This window comes from Streptomyces flavalbus, from assembly GCF_042674625.1.
Taxonomy (GTDB): domain Bacteria; phylum Actinomycetota; class Actinomycetes; order Streptomycetales; family Streptomycetaceae; genus Streptomyces; species Streptomyces flavalbus.
Genome location: NZ_JBHTEB010000001.1, coordinates 1,722,048 through 1,739,555, shown reverse-complemented (window position 1 = coordinate 1,739,555; position 17,508 = coordinate 1,722,048). Strand labels below are relative to the sequence as shown.

Here is a 17,508-nt window from a genome sequence, read left to right as displayed (position 1 = left end):
AAGGGGAGACAACGCGCTCATGAGCGATGTTCTGGAGCTTCAGGACGTATCCGTGGTCCGCGAGGGCCGGGCTCTGGTGGACCAGGTCTCCTGGTCGGTCAAGGAGGGCGAGCGCTGGGTCATCCTCGGCCCCAACGGCGCGGGCAAGACCACCCTCCTCAACGTCGCGTCCAGCTACCTCTACCCCAGCAAGGGCACCGCCACCATCCTCGGCGAGACCCTCGGCACCCCCGGCACCGACGTCTTCGAGCTGCGCCCCCGCATCGGCATCGCGGGCATCGCCATGGCCGACAAGCTCCCCAAGCGCCAGACGGTCCTCCAGACCGTGCTGACCGCGGCGTACGGCATGACCGCCGCCTGGCAGGAGGAGTACGAGGACATCGACGAGCAGCGCGCCCGCGCCTTCCTCGACCGCCTCGGCATGTCCGACTACCTCGACCGCAGGTTCGGCACCCTCTCCGAGGGCGAGCGCAAGCGCACCCTCATCGCCCGCGCCCTGATGACCGACCCGGAACTCCTCCTCCTCGACGAGCCCGCCGCCGGACTCGACCTCGGCGGCCGGGAGGACCTCGTACGCCGCCTCGGCCGCCTCGCCCGCGACCCGATCGCCCCCTCGATGCTGATGGTCACCCACCACGTCGAGGAGATCGCCCCCGGCTTCACCCACGTCCTGATGATCCGCCAGGGCAAGGTCCTCGCCGCGGGCCCGCTGGAGCTGGAACTGACCTCCCGCAACCTCTCCCTCTGCTTCGGCCTCCCCCTCGTCGTCGAACAGGTCGGCGACCGCTGGACCGCCCAGGGCCTCCCGCTGTCCTGACCGGCGAACCCGTACGACCTCCGTGCGCCCTGTCCGCGCGGGCACTCGCGGTCCTACCATGACCATGTGGAAATCGACGCGTGGGTATGGTGGTTGGTCGGCGCTACGGGGCTCGGCATCGCCCTGGTGGTCACCGCGATGCCCGAACTCGGCATGTTGGCGGTCGGTGCCGTCGCCGCCTCCGTGACCGCTGGCATCTTCGGCGGTGACGCCGTCTTCCAGGTCCTGGTCTTCGTCGCCGTGTCGACGGCCCTGCTCGCCGTCGTACGCCCCATCGCCAACCGGCACCGCGCCCAACGCCCCCAGTACGCCACGGGAGTCGACGCCCTCAAGGGCAGACAGGCCGTCGTACTGGAACGCGTCGACGGCTCAGGCGGCCGGATCAAGCTCGCCGGTGAGGTCTGGTCCGCGCGCGCCCTCGACACCGGCCGTACCTTCGAAGTGGGCGAAGAGGTGGACGTCGTGGACATCGACGGCGCCACCGCCATCGTCATGTGACCGAAGATTCCACACGGCACGCGACGGTCTGTCAGACTCGACCAGCAAGATCTTCAACAACCATAAGATCTGCAACCATAGGTCTGCCGAAAGCGCCGAGGCGGAGAAGGGTACGGGGAGCCGACGATGGAACCGGTCATCATCGTCTTGATCATCCTGGTGGTGTTGGTCTTCATCGCCCTGATCAAGACGATCCAAGTGATCCCACAGGCCAGCGCCGCCATCGTCGAGCGCTTCGGCCGCTACACGCGGACGCTGAACGCGGGCCTCAACATCGTCGTCCCGTTCATCGACACCATCCGCAACCGCATCGACCTGCGCGAACAGGTCGTGCCCTTCCCACCGCAGCCGGTGATCACCCAGGACAACCTGGTCGTCAACATCGACACCGTCATCTACTACCAGGTCACCGACGCCCGCGCCGCGACCTACGAGGTCGCCAGCTACATCCAGGCGATCGAGCAGCTCACGGTCACCACCCTCCGCAACATCATCGGCGGCATGGACCTGGAGCGCACCCTCACCTCCCGCGAGGAGATCAACGCGGCCCTGCGCGGCGTCCTCGACGAGGCCACCGGCAAGTGGGGCATCCGCGTCAACCGCGTCGAGCTGAAGGCCATCGAACCGCCCACCTCCATCCAGGACTCGATGGAGAAGCAGATGCGCGCCGACCGCGACAAGCGCGCCGCGATCCTCCAGGCCGAAGGTGTCCGGCAGTCGGAGATCCTGCGCGCCGAGGGTGAGAAGCAGTCCCAGATCCTGCGCGCCGAGGGTGAGGCCAAGGCCGCCGCCCTGCGCGCCGAGGGCGAGGCCCAGGCCGTCCGCACGGTCTTCGAGGCCATCCACGCCGGGGACCCGGACCAGAAGCTCCTCAGCTACCAGTACCTCCAGATGCTCCCGAAGATCGCCGAGGGCGACGCCAACAAGCTCTGGATCGTCCCCAGCGAGATCGGCGACGCCCTCAAGGGCCTCTCCGGAGCGATGGGCAACTTCGGCGCTGGCAACGGCGGTCCGTCCCCGAAGATCCCCGGCCAGGGCACCGAACGCCGAGAGAACCCGTCCATCGACTGACGGCGAACAGACGGCCCGCGCCCCTGCTCTCAGGGGCGCGGGTGCTCTCAGGGGCGCGGGGAACCGCGCGACAAGCCACCACGAACCACCGGCACGGGAAGAACCACCCGCGCCCCCCCGGCAGGGGCTACGCCGCCGCCCGCCCCAGCCACTCCGGCAACGCCTCGACGTCCTCCAAGGCCAGCGCCAGCAACATCGCGTCCGCCGGAGTCGGCTCGAACGGCTCCCGCAGCAACGGCATCCCCGCCTGCTCGGGCGTCCGGTCCGCCTTGCGGTGATTGTCCTCCGCGCACGAGGCCACCGTGTTCAACCAGGTGTCCTGCCCACCGTGCGACCGCGGCACCACGTGGTCCACGGTCGTCGCCCGCCGCCCGCAGTACGCGCACCGGTGCCGGTCCCGCACCAGCACACCCCGCCGCGACCACGGCGCTTGTCTTCGGAACGGCACCCGTACGTACCTGCACAGCCGGATCACCCGCGGCGCCGGTATGTCGACCGCGGCCCCCCGCATCCGCAGTTCGGGGTGGGCCTGCTCGACGACGGCCTTGTCCTGGAGCACCAGAACGACGGCTCGGTTCAGCGTCACCGTCGACAACGGCTCGAAGCTCGCGTTCAGTACCAGTGTGTCCCGCATGACCAGCCCACCTCCCGTGCGCACCGGCCCACCCCCTGGCGGGCTGGGATCAACTCTGGCCGGGCACGCCGAGATGGACAACGCAATATCTGCTGCTCCCACGGGGGGTGACCCCCGCGCCCCCGGCAACAAAATGCCCGCCCCTGATCACTTCCAAGACCAGGGGCGGGCAAACGTTCGGTGAACCCTCAGGGCGCTCAGCCCTCGGCCGGCACCTCGTACTCACCGATGAGCTGGGCACGCGCCAGCGTGTGGAACCGCAGGTTGAAACCGACGAAGGCGGGACTGGCGTCCGCGTCCGGCCCCAGCTTCTCCTGGTCCACCGCGTACACGGTGAAGACGTACCGGTGCGGCCCGTCACCCGGCGGCGGCGCGGCACCCCCGAAGTCCCTCGACCCGTAGTCGTTACGGGCCTGTACGGCACCCTCCGGCAGCCCCTCGAACTTCCCGCTGCCCGCCCCCACGGGCAGCTCCGTCACCGTGGCCGGGATGTCGAACACCACCCAGTGCCAGAACCCGCTGCCCGTCGGGGCGTCCGGGTCGTAGCAGGTCACGGCGAAGCTCCTGGTCTCCGGCGGGAACCCCTCCCACCGCAGGTGCGGCGAGGTGTTACCGGCCGCGTAGACCTGAGCGTCCTTGAGGGTCGCCCCCTCCGCGACGTCCTCGCTCACCACCGTGAACGACGGCACGGGCGGATGGAAGTCATGGGGGAGCGGCCGCCTCTTCAGCTCGGTCACCGGGATACCTCCAGATCGGTTGGTTCCGTGACCTCCGAGCCTAGGGCCTGTCCGCGTCGACTCCCTCCTCCGCCTTGCAACCGCACGCTCCCCAAGCTCTCGACTGCGCTCGAGCAGGGGGCACCCCCATGCCCCCGCTCACCAGCGCTGATCAGCCACTGCCGATTGCCCTGCGACCTGATCCAAACGACAGGCCCTAGAACCAGTTCCGCTTGCTGCCGACCTCGGACAGCCACTGGTTCAGATACGCCGCCCAGTCGGTCGACTGGTAGTCGTGCAGCCCCACCTGGAACGACCGGAAGGTGTCGCTGCCCTCGCTGAACAGCCCCGGCTTCTTGTCCATCTCCAGCACGACGTCCATGGCCTGCTCGTCGGCCACGAAGCTCAACTCGACCTGGTTCAGGCCCCGGTACTGCTGCGGCGGGTAGAACTCGATCTCCTGGTAGAACGGCAGCTTCTGCCGCGTACCCCGGATGTGACCGCGCTCCATGTCCGCGTTCTTGAACCGGAAGCCGAGCTGGATGAACGCGTCCAGGATCGCCTTCTGCGCGGGCAGCGGGTGCACGTTGACCGGGTCCAGGTCACTGGAGTCCACGGCCCGCGCGATCGCCAGCTCCGTCGTCACACCGATGTCCATCCCGCGCAGCGCCTGACCGTCGATCATCGTGATCGGCGTCTCCCACGGGATCTCCAGACCGAACGGCACCGCGTGCACGGCACCCGCCGCCAGCTCGAAGGCCCCACCCAGCCGCACCTTCGTGAACTCGATGTCCTGCTTGTACTCCGTGTCCTGGCCCTCGACCTCGACCCGGACCTGGAGCCCCACGGACAGCCCCTCGATCTGCTGGTTCACGGACCCGCCCTGGATCCGCACCTCGCCCTGGACGACGCCGCCCGGCACCACGTTCACCTCGGTGAGCACCGTCTCGACCGAGGCGCCACCGGCCCCCAGACTCGCGAGCAGCTTCTTGAACGCCATGTCTCTCCCTCTCCAGAGTCCCAAGAGTCCCTTGATCCCTACAAACGCGATCCGGCCGTGACCGGTTCCGCGCCTCACCCTGGCAAGGCGGAGGCCCGCTGACCACCCCGTGACGCCGCCCGACTCCACTACCCTCGGACGGCATGATCGCGACCCCCGACCGTACGCCCCTCCCCAGGACCTTCTTCGACCGGCCCGTCCTGGAGGTCGCCCCCGACCTCCTCGGCCGCACCCTGGTCCGCACCACCCCGGACGGTCCGATCGCCCTGCGCCTGACAGAGGTGGAGGCGTACGACGGCCAGAACGACCCCGGCTCCCACGCCTATCGCGGGCGCACGCCCCGCAACGACGTGATGTTCGGTCCTCCCGGCCATGTGTACGTCTACTTCACCTACGGCATGTGGCACTGCATGAACCTGGTGTGCGGCCCCGAGGGCACCGCGAGCGCCGTCCTGCTCCGCGCGGGGGAGATCGTCGAGGGCGCCGAGCTGGCCCGCGCCCGCCGCCTCTCGGCCCGCAACGACAAGGAACTGGCCAAGGGCCCCGCCCGCCTGGCCACGGCCCTCGACGTCGACCGCACCCTCGACGGCGAGGACGCCTGTGCGGGCCCTGACCACGCCTTCAGCATCTTCACCGGCACCCCCGTCCACCCCGACCAGGTCCGCAACGGCCCCCGCACCGGGGTCTCCGGCGACGGCGGCGTCCACCCCTGGCGCTTCTGGGTCGCCAACGACCCGACGGTGAGCCCGTACCGCGCCCACGTCCCCCGCCGCCGCCGAACTTGACTCGGCCCTGGAAGGTCCGTAACGTAGCCCAAGCCGCTGGAACGGGTACTGCCGGTAAGACAGCAGCCGGAGCGGCCAACCCACTACCTACGTCACCCCCTCCGTGGGGGCGAATTCGACGTGCCCGCACGCCCGAATTCGACAACTGCGGATCTCGATTATGAGTTGCCGGGGAGATCGGCTAACGTAGTGAATGTCGAAAGGCCGCAGGGCGAAAGCCCCAAAGCCCAAGACGAACCCCGCTGACTGGGGGTCAGGTCGAGAAAAGGATCTGATAGAGTCGGAAACGAAAGACCGAAGGGAAGCGCCCGGAGGAAAGCCCGAGAGGGTGAGTACAAAGGAAGCGACCGTTCCTTGAGAACTCAACAGCGTGCCAAAAGTCAACGCCAGATATGTTGATACCCCGTCTCCGACTCGTATGAGTTGGGGCGAGGTTCCTTTGAAGAACAAACACAGCGAGGACGCTGTGTGCGAGAGGATCATTCCTCCTCTTGCACCGCTCTCGTGGTGTTGCACCCGATTACGGGTAAACATTCACGGAGAGTTTGATCCTGGCTCAGGACGAACGCTGGCGGCGTGCTTAACACATGCAAGTCGAACGATGAAGCCCTTCGGGGTGGATTAGTGGCGAACGGGTGAGTAACACGTGGGCAATCTGCCCTTCACTCTGGGACAAGCCCTGGAAACGGGGTCTAATACCGGATACGACCATCTTGGGCATCTTTGATGGTGGAAAGCTCCGGCGGTGAAGGATGAGCCCGCGGCCTATCAGCTTGTTGGTGAGGTAACGGCTCACCAAGGCGACGACGGGTAGCCGACCTGAGAGGGCGACCGGCCACACTGGGACTGAGACACGGCCCAGACTCCTACGGGAGGCAGCAGTGGGGAATATTGCACAATGGGCGAAAGCCTGATGCAGCGACGCCGCGTGAGGGATGACGGCCTTCGGGTTGTAAACCTCTTTCAGCAGGGAAGAAGCGAAAGTGACGGTACCTGCAGAAGAAGCGCCGGCTAACTACGTGCCAGCAGCCGCGGTAATACGTAGGGCGCAAGCGTTGTCCGGAATTATTGGGCGTAAAGAGCTCGTAGGCGGCTTGTCACGTCGATTGTGAAAGCTCGGGGCTTAACTCCGAGTCTGCAGTCGATACGGGCTGGCTAGAGTGTGGTAGGGGAGATCGGAATTCCTGGTGTAGCGGTGAAATGCGCAGATATCAGGAGGAACACCGGTGGCGAAGGCGGATCTCTGGGCCATTACTGACGCTGAGGAGCGAAAGCGTGGGGAGCGAACAGGATTAGATACCCTGGTAGTCCACGCCGTAAACGGTGGGAACTAGGTGTTGGCGACATTCCACGTCGTCGGTGCCGCAGCTAACGCATTAAGTTCCCCGCCTGGGGAGTACGGCCGCAAGGCTAAAACTCAAAGGAATTGACGGGGGCCCGCACAAGCGGCGGAGCATGTGGCTTAATTCGACGCAACGCGAAGAACCTTACCAAGGCTTGACATACACCGGAAACATCCAGAGATGGGTGCCCCCTTGTGGTCGGTGTACAGGTGGTGCATGGCTGTCGTCAGCTCGTGTCGTGAGATGTTGGGTTAAGTCCCGCAACGAGCGCAACCCTTGTTCTGTGTTGCCAGCATGTCCTTCGGGATGATGGGGACTCACAGGAGACCGCCGGGGTCAACTCGGAGGAAGGTGGGGACGACGTCAAGTCATCATGCCCCTTATGTCTTGGGCTGCACACGTGCTACAATGGCCGGTACAATGAGCTGCGATACCGTGAGGTGGAGCGAATCTCAAAAAGCCGGTCTCAGTTCGGATTGGGGTCTGCAACTCGACCCCATGAAGTCGGAGTCGCTAGTAATCGCAGATCAGCATTGCTGCGGTGAATACGTTCCCGGGCCTTGTACACACCGCCCGTCACGTCACGAAAGTCGGTAACACCCGAAGCCGGTGGCCCAACCCCCTTGCGGGGAGGGAGCTGTCGAAGGTGGGACTGGCGATTGGGACGAAGTCGTAACAAGGTAGCCGTACCGGAAGGTGCGGCTGGATCACCTCCTTTCTAAGGAGCACATAGCCGACTGCAAGCGCATGTCTTGCACGGTTGCTCATGGGTGGAACGTTGACTACTCGGCACGGTCTTGAAGGCTTTTTCTGTTAGTACTGCTTCGGCGTGGAACACAGGGAGGGCTGAGAGGACGTGTCGGGCACGCTGTTGGGTGTCTGAGGGAATGAACTTCTCTCAGTGCCGGTCCCAGTGAACTCGCCTGAGTGGCGGGGTGACGGGTGGCTGGTCGTTGTTTGAGAACTACACAGTGGACGCGAGCATCTGTGGCCAAGTTTTTAAGGGCGCACGGTGGATGCCTTGGCACCAGGAACCGATGAAGGACGTGGGAGGCCGCGATAGTCCCCGGGGAGTCGTCAACCAGGCTTTGATCCGGGGGTTTCCGAATGGGGAAACCCGGCAGTCGTCATGGGCTGTCACCCATGCCTGAACACATAGGGCATGTGGAGGGAACGCGGGGAAGTGAAACATCTCAGTACCCGCAGGAAGAGAAAACAACCGTGATTCCGGGAGTAGTGGCGAGCGAAACTGGATGAGGCTAAACCGTATGTGTGTGAGACCCGGCAGGGGTTGCGCATACGGGGTTGTGGGATCGCACTTTCATGATCTGCCGGTCGTGAGGTGAGTCAGAAACCGTTGATGTAGGCGAAGGACATGCGAAAGGTCCGGCGTAGAGGGTAAGACCCCCGTAGTCGAAACATTAGCGGCTTGCTTGTGCGACACCCAAGTAGCACGGGGCCCGAGAAATCCCGTGTGAATCTGGCGGGACCACCCGCTAAGCCTAAATATTCCCTGGTGACCGATAGCGGATAGTACCGTGAGGGAATGGTGAAAAGTACCCCGGGAGGGGAGTGAAATAGTACCTGAAACCGTGTGCCTACAAGCCGTGGGAGCGTCGGAGTGGAGCTTGCTTCACTCTCGTGACTGCGTGCCTTTTGAAGAATGAGCCTGCGAGTTTGCGGTGTGTTGCGAGGTTAACCCGTGTGGGGAAGCCGTAGCGAAAGCGAGTCCGAATAGGGCGATTCAGTAGCGCGCTCAAGACCCGAAGCGGAGTGATCTAGCCATGGGCAGGTTGAAGCGGAGGTAAGACTTCGTGGAGGACCGAACCCACCAGGGTTGAAAACCTGGGGGATGACCTGTGGTTAGGGGTGAAAGGCCAATCAAACTCCGTGATAGCTGGTTCTCCCCGAAATGCATTTAGGTGCAGCGTCGTGTGTTTCTTGCCGGAGGTAGAGCACTGGATAGGCGATGGGCCCTACCGGGTTACTGACCTTAGCCAAACTCCGAATGCCGGTAAGTGAGAGCGCGGCAGTGAGACTGTGGGGGATAAGCTCCATGGTCGAGAGGGAAACAGCCCAGAGCATCGACTAAGGCCCCTAAGCGTACGCTAAGTGGGAAAGGATGTGGAGTCGCAGAGACAACCAGGAGGTTGGCTTAGAAGCAGCCACCCTTGAAAGAGTGCGTAATAGCTCACTGGTCTAGTGATTCCGCGCCGACAATGTAGCGGGGCTCAAGCGTACCGCCGAAGTCGTGTCATTGCAGCAATACTTCTAACGGAGGCTGTGATGGGTAGGGGAGCGTCGTCTGCCGGGTGAAGCAGCCGTGGAAGCGAGTTGTGGACGGTTGACGAGTGAGAATGCAGGCATGAGTAGCGATTCACACGTGAGAAACGTGTGCGCCGATTGACTAAGGGTTCCTGGGTCAAGCTGATCTGCCCAGGGTAAGTCGGGACCTAAGGCGAGGCCGACAGGCGTAGTCGATGGATAACCGGTTGATATTCCGGTACCCGCTGTGAAGCGTCAAACATCGAGCATCGTGATGCTAAGGCCGTGAAGCCGCCCGGTTTCAGCTTTGCTGTTTCTGGGAGTGGTGGAGCCGCTGAACCAAGCGGTTAGTAGGTGAGTGATGGGGTGACGCAGGAAGGTAGTCCATCCCGGGCGGTGGTTGTCCCGGGGTAAGGGTGTAGGACGGTGTGTAGGTAAATCCGCACGCCATTAAGTCTGAGACCTGATGCCGAGCCGATTGTGGCGAAGTGGATGATCCTATGCTGTCGAGAAAAGCCTCTAGCGAGTTTCATGGCGGCCCGTACCCTAAACCGACTCAGGTGGTCAGGTAGAGAATACCGAGGCGTTCGGGTGAACTATGGTTAAGGAACTCGGCAAAATGCCCCCGTAACTTCGGGAGAAGGGGGGCCATTTCCGGTGAGGGAACTTGCTTCCTGAGCTGGGGGTGGCCGCAGAGACCAGCGAGAAGCGACTGTTTACTAAAAACACAGGTCCGTGCGAAGCCGTAAGGCGATGTATACGGACTGACGCCTGCCCGGTGCTGGAACGTTAAGGGGACCGGTTAGCTCCATTTCGGTGGGGCGAAGCTGAGAACTTAAGCGCCAGTAAACGGCGGTGGTAACTATAACCATCCTAAGGTAGCGAAATTCCTTGTCGGGTAAGTTCCGACCTGCACGAATGGCGTAACGACTTCTCGACTGTCTCAACCATAGGCCCGGTGAAATTGCACTACGAGTAAAGATGCTCGTTTCGCGCAGCAGGACGGAAAGACCCCGGGACCTTTACTACAGTTTGATATTGGTGTTCGGTTCGGCTTGTGTAGGATAGCTGGGAGACTTTGAAGCGGCCACGCCAGTGGTTGTGGAGTCGTCGTTGAAATACCAGTCTGGTCGTGCTGGATGTCTAACCTGGGTCCGTGATCCGGATCAGGGACAGTGTCTGATGGGTAGTTTAACTGGGGCGGTTGCCTCCTAAAGGGTAACGGAGGCGCCCAAAGGTTCCCTCAGCCTGGTTGGTAATCAGGTGTTGAGTGTAAGTGCACAAGGGAGCTTGACTGTGAGACCGACGGGTCGAGCAGGGACGAAAGTCGGGACTAGTGATCCGGCGGTGGCTTGTGGAAGCGCCGTCGCTCAACGGATAAAAGGTACCCCGGGGATAACAGGCTGATCTTCCCCAAGAGTCCATATCGACGGGATGGTTTGGCACCTCGATGTCGGCTCGTCGCATCCTGGGGCTGGAGTCGGTCCCAAGGGTTGGGCTGTTCGCCCATTAAAGCGGTACGCGAGCTGGGTTTAGAACGTCGTGAGACAGTTCGGTCCCTATCCGCTGTGCGCGTAGGAGTCTTGAGAAGGGCTGTCCCTAGTACGAGAGGACCGGGACGGACGAACCTCTGGTGTGCCAGTTGTTCTGCCAAGGGCATGGCTGGTTGGCTACGTTCGGGAGGGATAACCGCTGAAAGCATCTAAGCGGGAAGCCTGCTTCGAGATGAGGACTCCCACCCACTTGATGGGGTAAGGCTCCCAGTAGACGACTGGGTTGATAGGCCGGATCTGGAAGCACGGTAACGTGTGGAGGTGACCGGTACTAATAGGCCGAGGGCTTGTCCTCAGTTGCTCGCGTCCACTGTGTTAGTTCTGAGACAACGAACAGTTGTCGGTTTTGAGTAGAACGCATAATTGAAGAGTGTGCTTGTTCGCTCGAAACCATTAGGGTTTCGGTGGTTATAGCGTGAGGGAAACGCCCGGTTACATTCCGAACCCGGAAGCTAAGCCTTACAGCGCCGATGGTACTGCAGGGGGGACCCTGTGGGAGAGTAGGACGCCGCCGAACAATCTTTGGGGAGGACCCCTGGTCACCAGCGTTCAGCTGGGACCAGGGGTCCTTTCGTTGTTTAATGAATCGCGGTACCGAAGACAGGAGTCACCGATGTCCACCAACTCTCCCGACGACCGACCGGAGCGCGACCCGCGGCGACGGGACGGTGGAGACCGTGGCGGCTTCCGTGGCGGTCCTCGGCGCAGTGCCGACCGGGGTCAGCGGGGTGGCTTCCGGCGGGACGACCGGGCCGGTGCGCCGCGGCGTGACGACCGGGATCGGGACAGGGACCGGGACGGCAATCGGGACCGCGACCGGGATCGTGGGTTCCGGCGCGAGGGTGAGCGTCCCCCGTTCCGCCGTGATGACCGCGGTGAGCGTCGGGACGACCGTGGCGGGTTCCGTCGGGACGACCGTGGCCGGGACGACCGGGGGCGTGACCGTGGCTTCCGGCGTGACGACCGGGGAGACCGGCCCGAGCGCTCCGACCGCGGCGGCTTCCGGCGCGACGGGGAGCGTCCCCCGTACCGCCGTGACGATCGCAGGGACGACCGCCGTGATGACCGGCGCGACGATCGCCGTGATGACCGCCGTGACGACCGTGGGCCCGCGCGTCGTCCCGAGCGGCGGGGCGACGAGCGTCCCGTGCGCGGGGACCGTGGGGAGCGCGGTGGTGGGTTCCGGCGGGACGACCGAGGGCGTGGCCCGCGGCGCGATGACCGTCCCGGGCGGCCCGGTGGGTTCCGTGGGCGTGACGACCGCAGGGACGACCGGCGCGATGACCGTCGGGGCGACCGGCGTGACGACCGGCGTGGCGGTGGGCGGTTCCGTGAGGAGCGGGAGCGCGACCGTGAGCCGATCAAGCGGCTGCCGATCCCCGAGGACGTGACCGGCGACGAGATCGACAAGGACGTACGGCAGGAGCTGCAGAGCCTGCCGAAGACCCTGGCCGAGGACGTCGCGAAGAACCTGGTGATGGTCGCCAGGCTCATCGACGACGACCCCGAGGGTGCCTACGGGTACTCCAGGGTGGCGCTGCGGCTGGCGTCGCGCGTCGCCGCCGTGCGTGAGGCGGCCGGGTTCGCGGCGTACGCCAGCCAGAAGTACGCCGAGGCGCTGGCGGAGTTCCGGGCGGCGCGGCGGATGACCGGTGGCGTGGAGCTGTGGCCGCTCATGGCCGACTGCGAGCGTGGGCTCGGGCGGCCGGAGAAGGCGCTCGACATGGCCGGGGCGCCCGAGGTGCACAAGCTGGACAAGGCCGGGCAGGTCGAGATGCGGCTCGTCGCGGCCGGTGCCCGGCGTGACATGGGGCAGTTGGACGCGGCCATCGTGACGCTCCAGAGCCCCGAGCTGGCCTCCAACGCCGTCCAGCCGTGGACCGCGCGGCTGCGGTACGCGTACGCCGACGCGCTGCTCGCGGCCGGGCGGCGCGGTGAGGCGCGGGAGTGGTTCGCGAAGGCGGTGGAGGCCGACCGGGACGGCAGCACGGATGCCTCGGACCGGCTGGCCGAGCTGGACGGCGTGGAGTTCATGGACGCGCTCGACGAGGAGCAGGACGGCCCCTCGGAGGACGGCGGCCCCGACAGGGACTGACGCGCGGCAGGACGAAGAAGGGGCGGGGCTCCGGTGAACCACCGGAGCCCCGCCCCTTCTCTTTTCAGTCCAGCGTGCGCAGCACCAGCCCAGACGCCGGTTTCGGGCCGAACGACGTCGACTTGCGGGGCATGGTGACGCCCTGGCGGGCGAGGTCGCGTACGACGTCCTCGTGGACGGGGTGCATGAGGACCGCCGTACCGCCGTCCTGCTCGGCCTTGGCGACCGTGGCGGCGGCGTCGTGGATGTAGGCGATGTGGGCGGGGGAGTCCTCGGGGACGTGCCATACGTGGGCCAGGAGGGCTGCGTGCAGCACCGTGGCGTCCAGGGTGCGCCAGGCGAGGGGGCGGTCGGTGGGGACCGTGCGGGCCAGGAGGTCCGGGTCGGGGCGGTCCACGAGGTGGTAGGCGCCGTCACCGGCGAGGAGGAAGGCGTTGCCCGCGCGGGTGGCCTCCGCCAGCGCCGTGAGCGCCTCCGGCAGGGATGCCCGCAGGTGCCGTACGCGGAACAGGCCATCCAGTGCCGTCAGGGCGTCCTGGACCGGCAGGCCGTGCAGGAGGCGGTGGATGGCGCGCACCCGCAGGGGGTAGCGGGCGGTGTCGACGAGGAGGACCAGGCCGTAGTCCCAGGGGCTGGGGGAGGGGTGCTCCGCGCGGAGGCTGCGGTAGGTGGCCCAGCGGTGGTGGCCGTCGGCGATGAGGGCCTGGTGGTGGGCGAGGTCGGACTGGACGGTCGTCAGGTCCGCGGGGTCGGTGAGGGTCCACAGGCGGTGGTGGACGCCGTCCTCGGTGGTGGTGGCGAGGAGCGGGGGTTCCTCGGCCGTGCGTTCGATGATCTCGGTGGTGGGGGCCGCCGAGCCGTCGCCCCGGTAGGTCAGGAGCAGGGGCTCCAGGTTGGCGGAGGTGGCCCGCATGAGGTCGGCGCGTTCGGCGACGATGTGCGGCATGACGTCCTCGTGGGGGAGGACGAGGCCGTCGGCGGGGTCCGTGACGCGCAGGGCGCCGATGACGCCGCGCTGGAGGGCGCCGTCGGGGGCGCGCTGCTCGTAGACGTAGAGACCGGGCTCGGGGTCGGCGGTGAGGACGCCCTCCACGACCCAGCGGCGCAGGGTGCTGGCGGCCTGTCGGTCGCGGGCGCCGGGCGTGCTGGCCTGGGGGAGGATCAGGCGGACGATGTTGTGCGGGTCGGCGGATTCCAGGTGGTGCAGACCGTCCGGGCGTACGACGACGTCGTACGGCGGGGACGTCACAGCGGCCAGGCTGCCGACCCGGTCGGGGTCGTAACGCAGACCTCGGAACGGGGTGAGTTCGAGGCCACGGCGCTCCGTTGCTTCCGGGTGACCTGCTGCGTTCATCCCGGCATCGTACGTGTGTCAGTGGGATGCGCGATGATCGGGGGAAAGCGGAGCGGACCGGGAGCAGCGAGGAGCGATGTGGTGATGAGCCGGAGCGTCAGGACGAGGCCCGACGGCAGTGGGCGGGCCCTGAGCGAGGCGTACGACACGGCGCTGCTCGATCTGGACGGTGTGGTGTACGCGGGCGGTCAGGCGATCCGGCACGCGGTCGAGTCGCTCGGCGTCGCGCGTGAGGGCGGGATGCACCTGGCGTACGTCACGAACAACGCGCTGCGCACGCCGGACGCGGTGGCCGCGCATCTGACGGCGCTCGGGATACCGACGGCGGCGGACGACGTGATCACCTCGGCGCAGGCGGTGGCCCGGCTGATCAGCGAGCAGGTGCCCGCGGGGGCGCGGGTGCTGGTGATCGGCGGTGAGGGGCTGCGGGTGGCGCTGCGGGAGCGGGGCCTGGTGCCGGTGGAGTCGGCGGACGACGAGCCGGTGGCGGTGGTGCAGGGGTACGGCGGTCCCGAGCTGCCCTGGGGGCGGTTCGCCGAGGCGTGTTACGCGATCGCGCGCGGGGTGCCGTGGTTCGCGTCCAACACCGATCTGACGATCCCGGGAGCGCGCGGGATCGCGCCGGGGAACGGGGCGGCGGTGGAGGTGGTGCGGATCGCGACCGGCGCCGAGCCGCAGGTCGCGGGCAAGCCGCTGCCGCCGATGCACCGGGAGACGATCCTGCGGACGGGGGCGGAGCGGCCGTTGGTGGTGGGGGATCGGCTGGACACGGACATCGAGGGGGCGTTCAACGGGGACGTCGACTCGCTGCTGGTGCTGACCGGGGTGACCGACGGGGCGCAGCTCCTCAAGGCGGCGCCGCAGTACCGGCCCACCTATGTCGACGCCGACCTGCGCGGGCTGCTGACCGGGCAGCCGGAGGTGACCGAGGCGGACGGCGGGTTCCGGTGCGGTGGCTGGACCGCGCGGGCGGGCGGCGAGCGGCTGGAGGTCGACGGGGAGGGCGGCGCGCTGGACGGGCTGCGGGCGCTGTGCGCGGCGGCGTGGACGGCGGCCGGGGACGGGGTGTGCGAGCTGGACGGGGGGAAGGCGCTGGCGCGGCTGGGGTTGTAGGCGGCTCGGGGGCGTGCGCGGGCGCTCAGCGGCTTGATCAAATGGGAGGGTAGGCTAACCTAACTGCGTGTTGGTCGACAGTCCTCCCGTACAGCGCGCGGAAACCGCCCCCGCGCCCCCGAGCCGCCGGGCGGCGATCCGTTCCCTCGGGTTGCTCGTCTCCCTGGCGGTCCTCACGCTCGTCGCGGTGGCGAGCATCGCCATCGGCGCGAAGGAGCTGTCCCTGGAGCAGGTCTGGCACGGCCTGTTCGAGAACTCGGGGACGTACGGCGACGTCGTCGTCGACGAGCGGCTGTCGCGGACCGGGCTCGGGCTGCTCGCCGGGGCCGCATTCGGGCTGGCCGGGGCGGTGCTCCAGGCGCTGACCCGTAACCCGCTGGCCGACCCCGGGCTGCTCGGCATCAACGCGGGCGCGTCCGCCGCCGTCGTCACCGCCATCACCTTCTTCGGCGTCACCAGCCTCAGCGGCTATGTGTGGTTCGCCTTCCTGGGCGCCGCGGCGGTGGGGGCGCTGGTGTGGTTCCTCGGCGGCAGCCGGGGCGCGACGCCGGTGCGGCTGGTGCTGGCCGGTACGGCGATCAGCGCCGCGCTCTACGGCTACCTCCAGGCCGTGATGATCATGGACTCGGCGGCGCTCGGCAAGATGCGCTTCTGGACGGTCGGTTCGCTGAGCGCGGCGACCGACGACACCATCCGGCAGGTGCTGCCGTTCCTGGTGACGGGGGTGGTGCTGGCGCTCGCGCTCGCCCGGCCGCTGAACGCCCTGGCCATGGGCGACGACGCCGCGCGGGCGCTCGGCGCCAACCTCAACCAGACCCGGGCGCTCGCCATGCTGGCGGCCACCGTGCTGTGCGGGGCGGCCACCGCGGCCTGCGGCCCGATCGTCTTCGTCGGTCTGATGGTCCCGCACGTCGTGCGGTCCTTCACCGGGCCCGACCTGCGCTGGATCCTGCCGTACGCGACGATCCTGTCGCCCGTGCTGCTGCTCGGCGCCGACGTTCTCGGGCGGATCGTGGCGCGGCCCGCGGAGCTCCAGGTCGGCATCGTCACCGCGATCCTCGGCGGGCCGGTCTTCATTCTTCTCGTACGACGGCGGAGGACGGCCCAACTGTGAAGACCCAACGCGCCAACCGGGCCCAACCCGCCGACCGCGCCCCACGTGCCACGCGGGCCCTGCGCACCCCCGGCGGGCTCTCCGTGCGGGTGGACACGCGGGCCGTCACCGTCGTCGTCCTGCTGCTGCTTGCCGCGTTCGCCGCGAGCGTGGCGCTCATCGGGACCGGGGACTTCGAGATGTCCGCCGGGGACGTGGTGAAGACGCTCTTCGGCGGCGGCGACACCATGCAGGAGTTCGTCGTCCGCGAACTGCGGCTGCCGCGGGTCCTGGTCGGGCTGCTGGTCGGGGCCGCGCTCGGGCTCGGCGGCGCGCTGTTCCAGGCCATCTCCCGCAATCCGCTGGGCAGTCCGGACGTGCTCGGGCTCGGGCAGGGCGCCACGGCCGGTGCGCTCACCGTGATCGTGCTGATGTCCGGGGACGCCGCCGAGGTCACCGCCGGTGCGCTCGTCGGCGGCCTGGTGACCGGTCTGGCCATCTATGTGCTCGCCTGGAAGCGGGGCGTGCACGGGTACCGGCTGGTCCTGGTCGGTATTGGTGTCTCCGCGATCGTCACGGCGGTCAACGGCTATCTGCTCACCAAGGCCGACCTCGTCGACGCCTCCCGGGCGGTGGTGTGGATGACCGGCTCCCTCAACGGCCGGGGCTGGGACCAGGTCTGGCCGCTGCTGGTCCTGTGCGCCGTCCTCGTGCCGCTGGTGCTCGCGGGCGGGCGCGGGCTGCGGATGATGGAGATGGGCGACGACGTCTCGTACGCCCTCGGGGTGCGGGTCGAGAGGCTGCGGATGCTGCTGCTGGTGGCCGCCGTCCTGCTGGTCGCGACCGCCACCGCCGCCGCCGGGCCGGTCGCCTTCGTGGCGCTCACCGCGCCGCAGCTCGCCCGCCGCCTCACCCGCTCGCCGGGGCCCAACCTGATGGCCTCCGTGTGCATGGGCGCCACCCTCCTCGTCACCGCCGACTGGGCCTCGCAGCGGCTGTTCGGCGCCGACCAGCTCCCCGTCGGCGTGGTCACGGGCGTCGTCGGCGGCGTCTACCTGCTGTGGCTCCTCGTCACCGAGCGCCGCGCGGGGCGGATATGAGCCCCCGGTCGCGGCCGAGCCTCCCGTCGCGGCCGAGCCCCCGGCCACAGGAGGGCGCCGGGCCGCGCCGC

The 17,508-nt window shown here is 67.2% G+C and carries 13 protein-coding genes and 3 rRNA genes; 12 read left to right on the top strand and 4 right to left on the bottom strand.

Features of this window, described 5'->3' with window-relative positions:
* The first annotated feature begins 19 nt into the window (after positions 1 to 19).
* From ACFQZ6_RS07625 to ACFQZ6_RS07615, 3 genes are all read left to right on the top strand, one after another.
* The gene (locus ACFQZ6_RS07625) at positions 20 to 817 is read left to right on the top strand and encodes an ABC transporter ATP-binding protein (RefSeq protein WP_381605915.1); all 798 of its coding nucleotides are present in this window, start codon (positions 20 to 22) and stop codon (positions 815 to 817) included.
* Positions 818 to 883: 66 nt separating this feature from the next.
* Entirely contained in the window at positions 884 to 1,315 is a 432-nt protein-coding gene (locus tag ACFQZ6_RS07620) for an NfeD family protein (RefSeq protein WP_381605913.1), read from the top strand.
* 126 nt (positions 1,316 to 1,441) lie between these two features.
* Positions 1,442 to 2,386 carry an SPFH domain-containing protein gene (locus ACFQZ6_RS07615; RefSeq protein WP_381605911.1) on the top strand — a complete coding sequence of 315 codons (945 nt, stop codon included), beginning with the start codon at positions 1,442 to 1,444 and terminating at the stop codon, positions 2,384 to 2,386.
* 127 nt (positions 2,387 to 2,513) lie between these two features.
* On the opposite strand, the gene ACFQZ6_RS07610 is transcribed toward ACFQZ6_RS07615, so the two are convergent.
* The 3 genes from ACFQZ6_RS07610 to ACFQZ6_RS07600 all read right to left on the bottom strand — a co-directional run bounded on the left by ACFQZ6_RS07610 (position 2,514) and on the right by ACFQZ6_RS07600 (position 4,736).
* Positions 2,514 to 3,020 (bottom strand): HNH endonuclease, encoded by a 507-nt coding sequence (locus ACFQZ6_RS07610; protein ID WP_381605909.1) that lies wholly within the window; start codon positions 3,018 to 3,020, stop codon positions 2,514 to 2,516.
* 197 nt (positions 3,021 to 3,217) lie between these two features.
* On the bottom strand, positions 3,218 to 3,757 hold the full coding sequence (locus ACFQZ6_RS07605) for a YbhB/YbcL family Raf kinase inhibitor-like protein (protein ID WP_381605907.1): 540 nt from the start codon (positions 3,755 to 3,757) through the stop codon (positions 3,218 to 3,220).
* 196 nt (positions 3,758 to 3,953) lie between these two features.
* On the bottom strand, positions 3,954 to 4,736 hold the full coding sequence (locus ACFQZ6_RS07600; protein ID WP_381605905.1) for a sporulation protein: 783 nt from the start codon (positions 4,734 to 4,736) through the stop codon (positions 3,954 to 3,956).
* A gap of 143 nt (positions 4,737 to 4,879) precedes the next feature.
* Between ACFQZ6_RS07600 and ACFQZ6_RS07595 the strand changes: the two genes are divergently transcribed.
* The 6 genes from ACFQZ6_RS07595 (at position 4,880) to ACFQZ6_RS07570 (ending at position 12,777) form a co-directional block, all read left to right on the top strand.
* Positions 4,880 to 5,521, top strand: coding sequence for a DNA-3-methyladenine glycosylase (locus ACFQZ6_RS07595; RefSeq protein ID WP_381605904.1), 642 nt, complete (start codon positions 4,880 to 4,882; stop codon positions 5,519 to 5,521).
* Positions 5,522 to 6,054: 533 nt separating this feature from the next.
* Positions 6,055 to 7,582 (top strand): 16S ribosomal RNA (locus ACFQZ6_RS07590).
* 271 nt (positions 7,583 to 7,853) lie between these two features.
* Positions 7,854 to 10,977: ribosomal RNA gene (locus ACFQZ6_RS07585) — 23S ribosomal RNA — on the top strand.
* Between the two features lie 105 nt (positions 10,978 to 11,082).
* Positions 11,083 to 11,199: ribosomal RNA gene (rrf, locus tag ACFQZ6_RS07580) — 5S ribosomal RNA — on the top strand.
* The 16S, 23S and 5S rRNA genes sit together here, the layout of an rRNA operon.
* A gap of 517 nt (positions 11,200 to 11,716) precedes the next feature.
* A complete protein-coding gene (locus ACFQZ6_RS07575) occupies positions 11,717 to 12,073 on the top strand; it encodes a hypothetical protein (RefSeq protein WP_381618909.1) in 357 nt (118 codons plus the stop codon).
* Positions 12,052 to 12,777 carry a hypothetical protein gene (locus ACFQZ6_RS07570; RefSeq protein WP_381618141.1) on the top strand — a complete coding sequence of 242 codons (726 nt, stop codon included), beginning with the start codon at positions 12,052 to 12,054 and terminating at the stop codon, positions 12,775 to 12,777. The genes ACFQZ6_RS07575 and ACFQZ6_RS07570 overlap by 22 nt, the downstream gene beginning before the upstream one ends.
* A gap of 64 nt (positions 12,778 to 12,841) precedes the next feature.
* Here ACFQZ6_RS07570 and ACFQZ6_RS07565 read toward each other — a convergent pair whose 3' ends face one another.
* On the bottom strand, positions 12,842 to 14,131 hold the full coding sequence (locus ACFQZ6_RS07565) for a DUF1015 family protein (protein WP_381605901.1): 1,290 nt from the start codon (positions 14,129 to 14,131) through the stop codon (positions 12,842 to 12,844).
* Between the two features lie 84 nt (positions 14,132 to 14,215).
* Here ACFQZ6_RS07565 and ACFQZ6_RS07560 point away from each other — a divergent pair, with 84 nt between their 5' ends.
* From ACFQZ6_RS07560 to ACFQZ6_RS07550, 3 genes are all read left to right on the top strand, one after another.
* Positions 14,216 to 15,244: an HAD hydrolase-like protein gene (locus tag ACFQZ6_RS07560; RefSeq protein WP_381605899.1), complete on the top strand. Its 1,029-nt coding sequence runs from the start codon at positions 14,216 to 14,218 to the stop codon at positions 15,242 to 15,244.
* A 67-nt stretch (positions 15,245 to 15,311) separates the two neighbouring features.
* Positions 15,312 to 16,358 (top strand): FecCD family ABC transporter permease, encoded by a 1,047-nt coding sequence (locus ACFQZ6_RS07555; protein ID WP_381605897.1) that lies wholly within the window; start codon positions 15,312 to 15,314, stop codon positions 16,356 to 16,358.
* Positions 16,355 to 17,437, top strand: a complete 1,083-nt coding sequence (locus ACFQZ6_RS07550) for a FecCD family ABC transporter permease (RefSeq protein ID WP_381605895.1) — start codon at positions 16,355 to 16,357, stop codon at positions 17,435 to 17,437. The genes ACFQZ6_RS07555 and ACFQZ6_RS07550 overlap by 4 nt, the downstream gene beginning before the upstream one ends.
* The last annotated feature ends 71 nt before the right edge of the window (positions 17,438 to 17,508 follow it).

Excerpts from the sequence above, each read along its gene's own strand:
- ACFQZ6_RS07625 (WP_381605915.1), top strand. The coding sequence starts at position 20 with ATGAGCGATGTTCTGGAGCTTCAGGACGTATCCGTGGTCCGCGAGGGC.
- ACFQZ6_RS07595 (WP_381605904.1), top strand. The coding sequence starts at position 4,880 with ATGATCGCGACCCCCGACCGTACGCCCCTCCCCAGGACCTTCTTCGAC.
- ACFQZ6_RS07610 (WP_381605909.1), bottom strand. The coding sequence starts at position 3,020 with ATGCGGGACACACTGGTACTGAACGCGAGCTTCGAGCCGTTGTCGACG.
- ACFQZ6_RS07600 (WP_381605905.1), bottom strand. The coding sequence starts at position 4,736 with ATGGCGTTCAAGAAGCTGCTCGCGAGTCTGGGGGCCGGTGGCGCCTCG.
- ACFQZ6_RS07615 (WP_381605911.1), top strand. The coding sequence starts at position 1,442 with ATGGAACCGGTCATCATCGTCTTGATCATCCTGGTGGTGTTGGTCTTC.
- ACFQZ6_RS07560 (WP_381605899.1), top strand. The coding sequence starts at position 14,216 with ATGAGCCGGAGCGTCAGGACGAGGCCCGACGGCAGTGGGCGGGCCCTG.
- ACFQZ6_RS07565 (WP_381605901.1), bottom strand. The coding sequence starts at position 14,131 with ATGAACGCAGCAGGTCACCCGGAAGCAACGGAGCGCCGTGGCCTCGAA.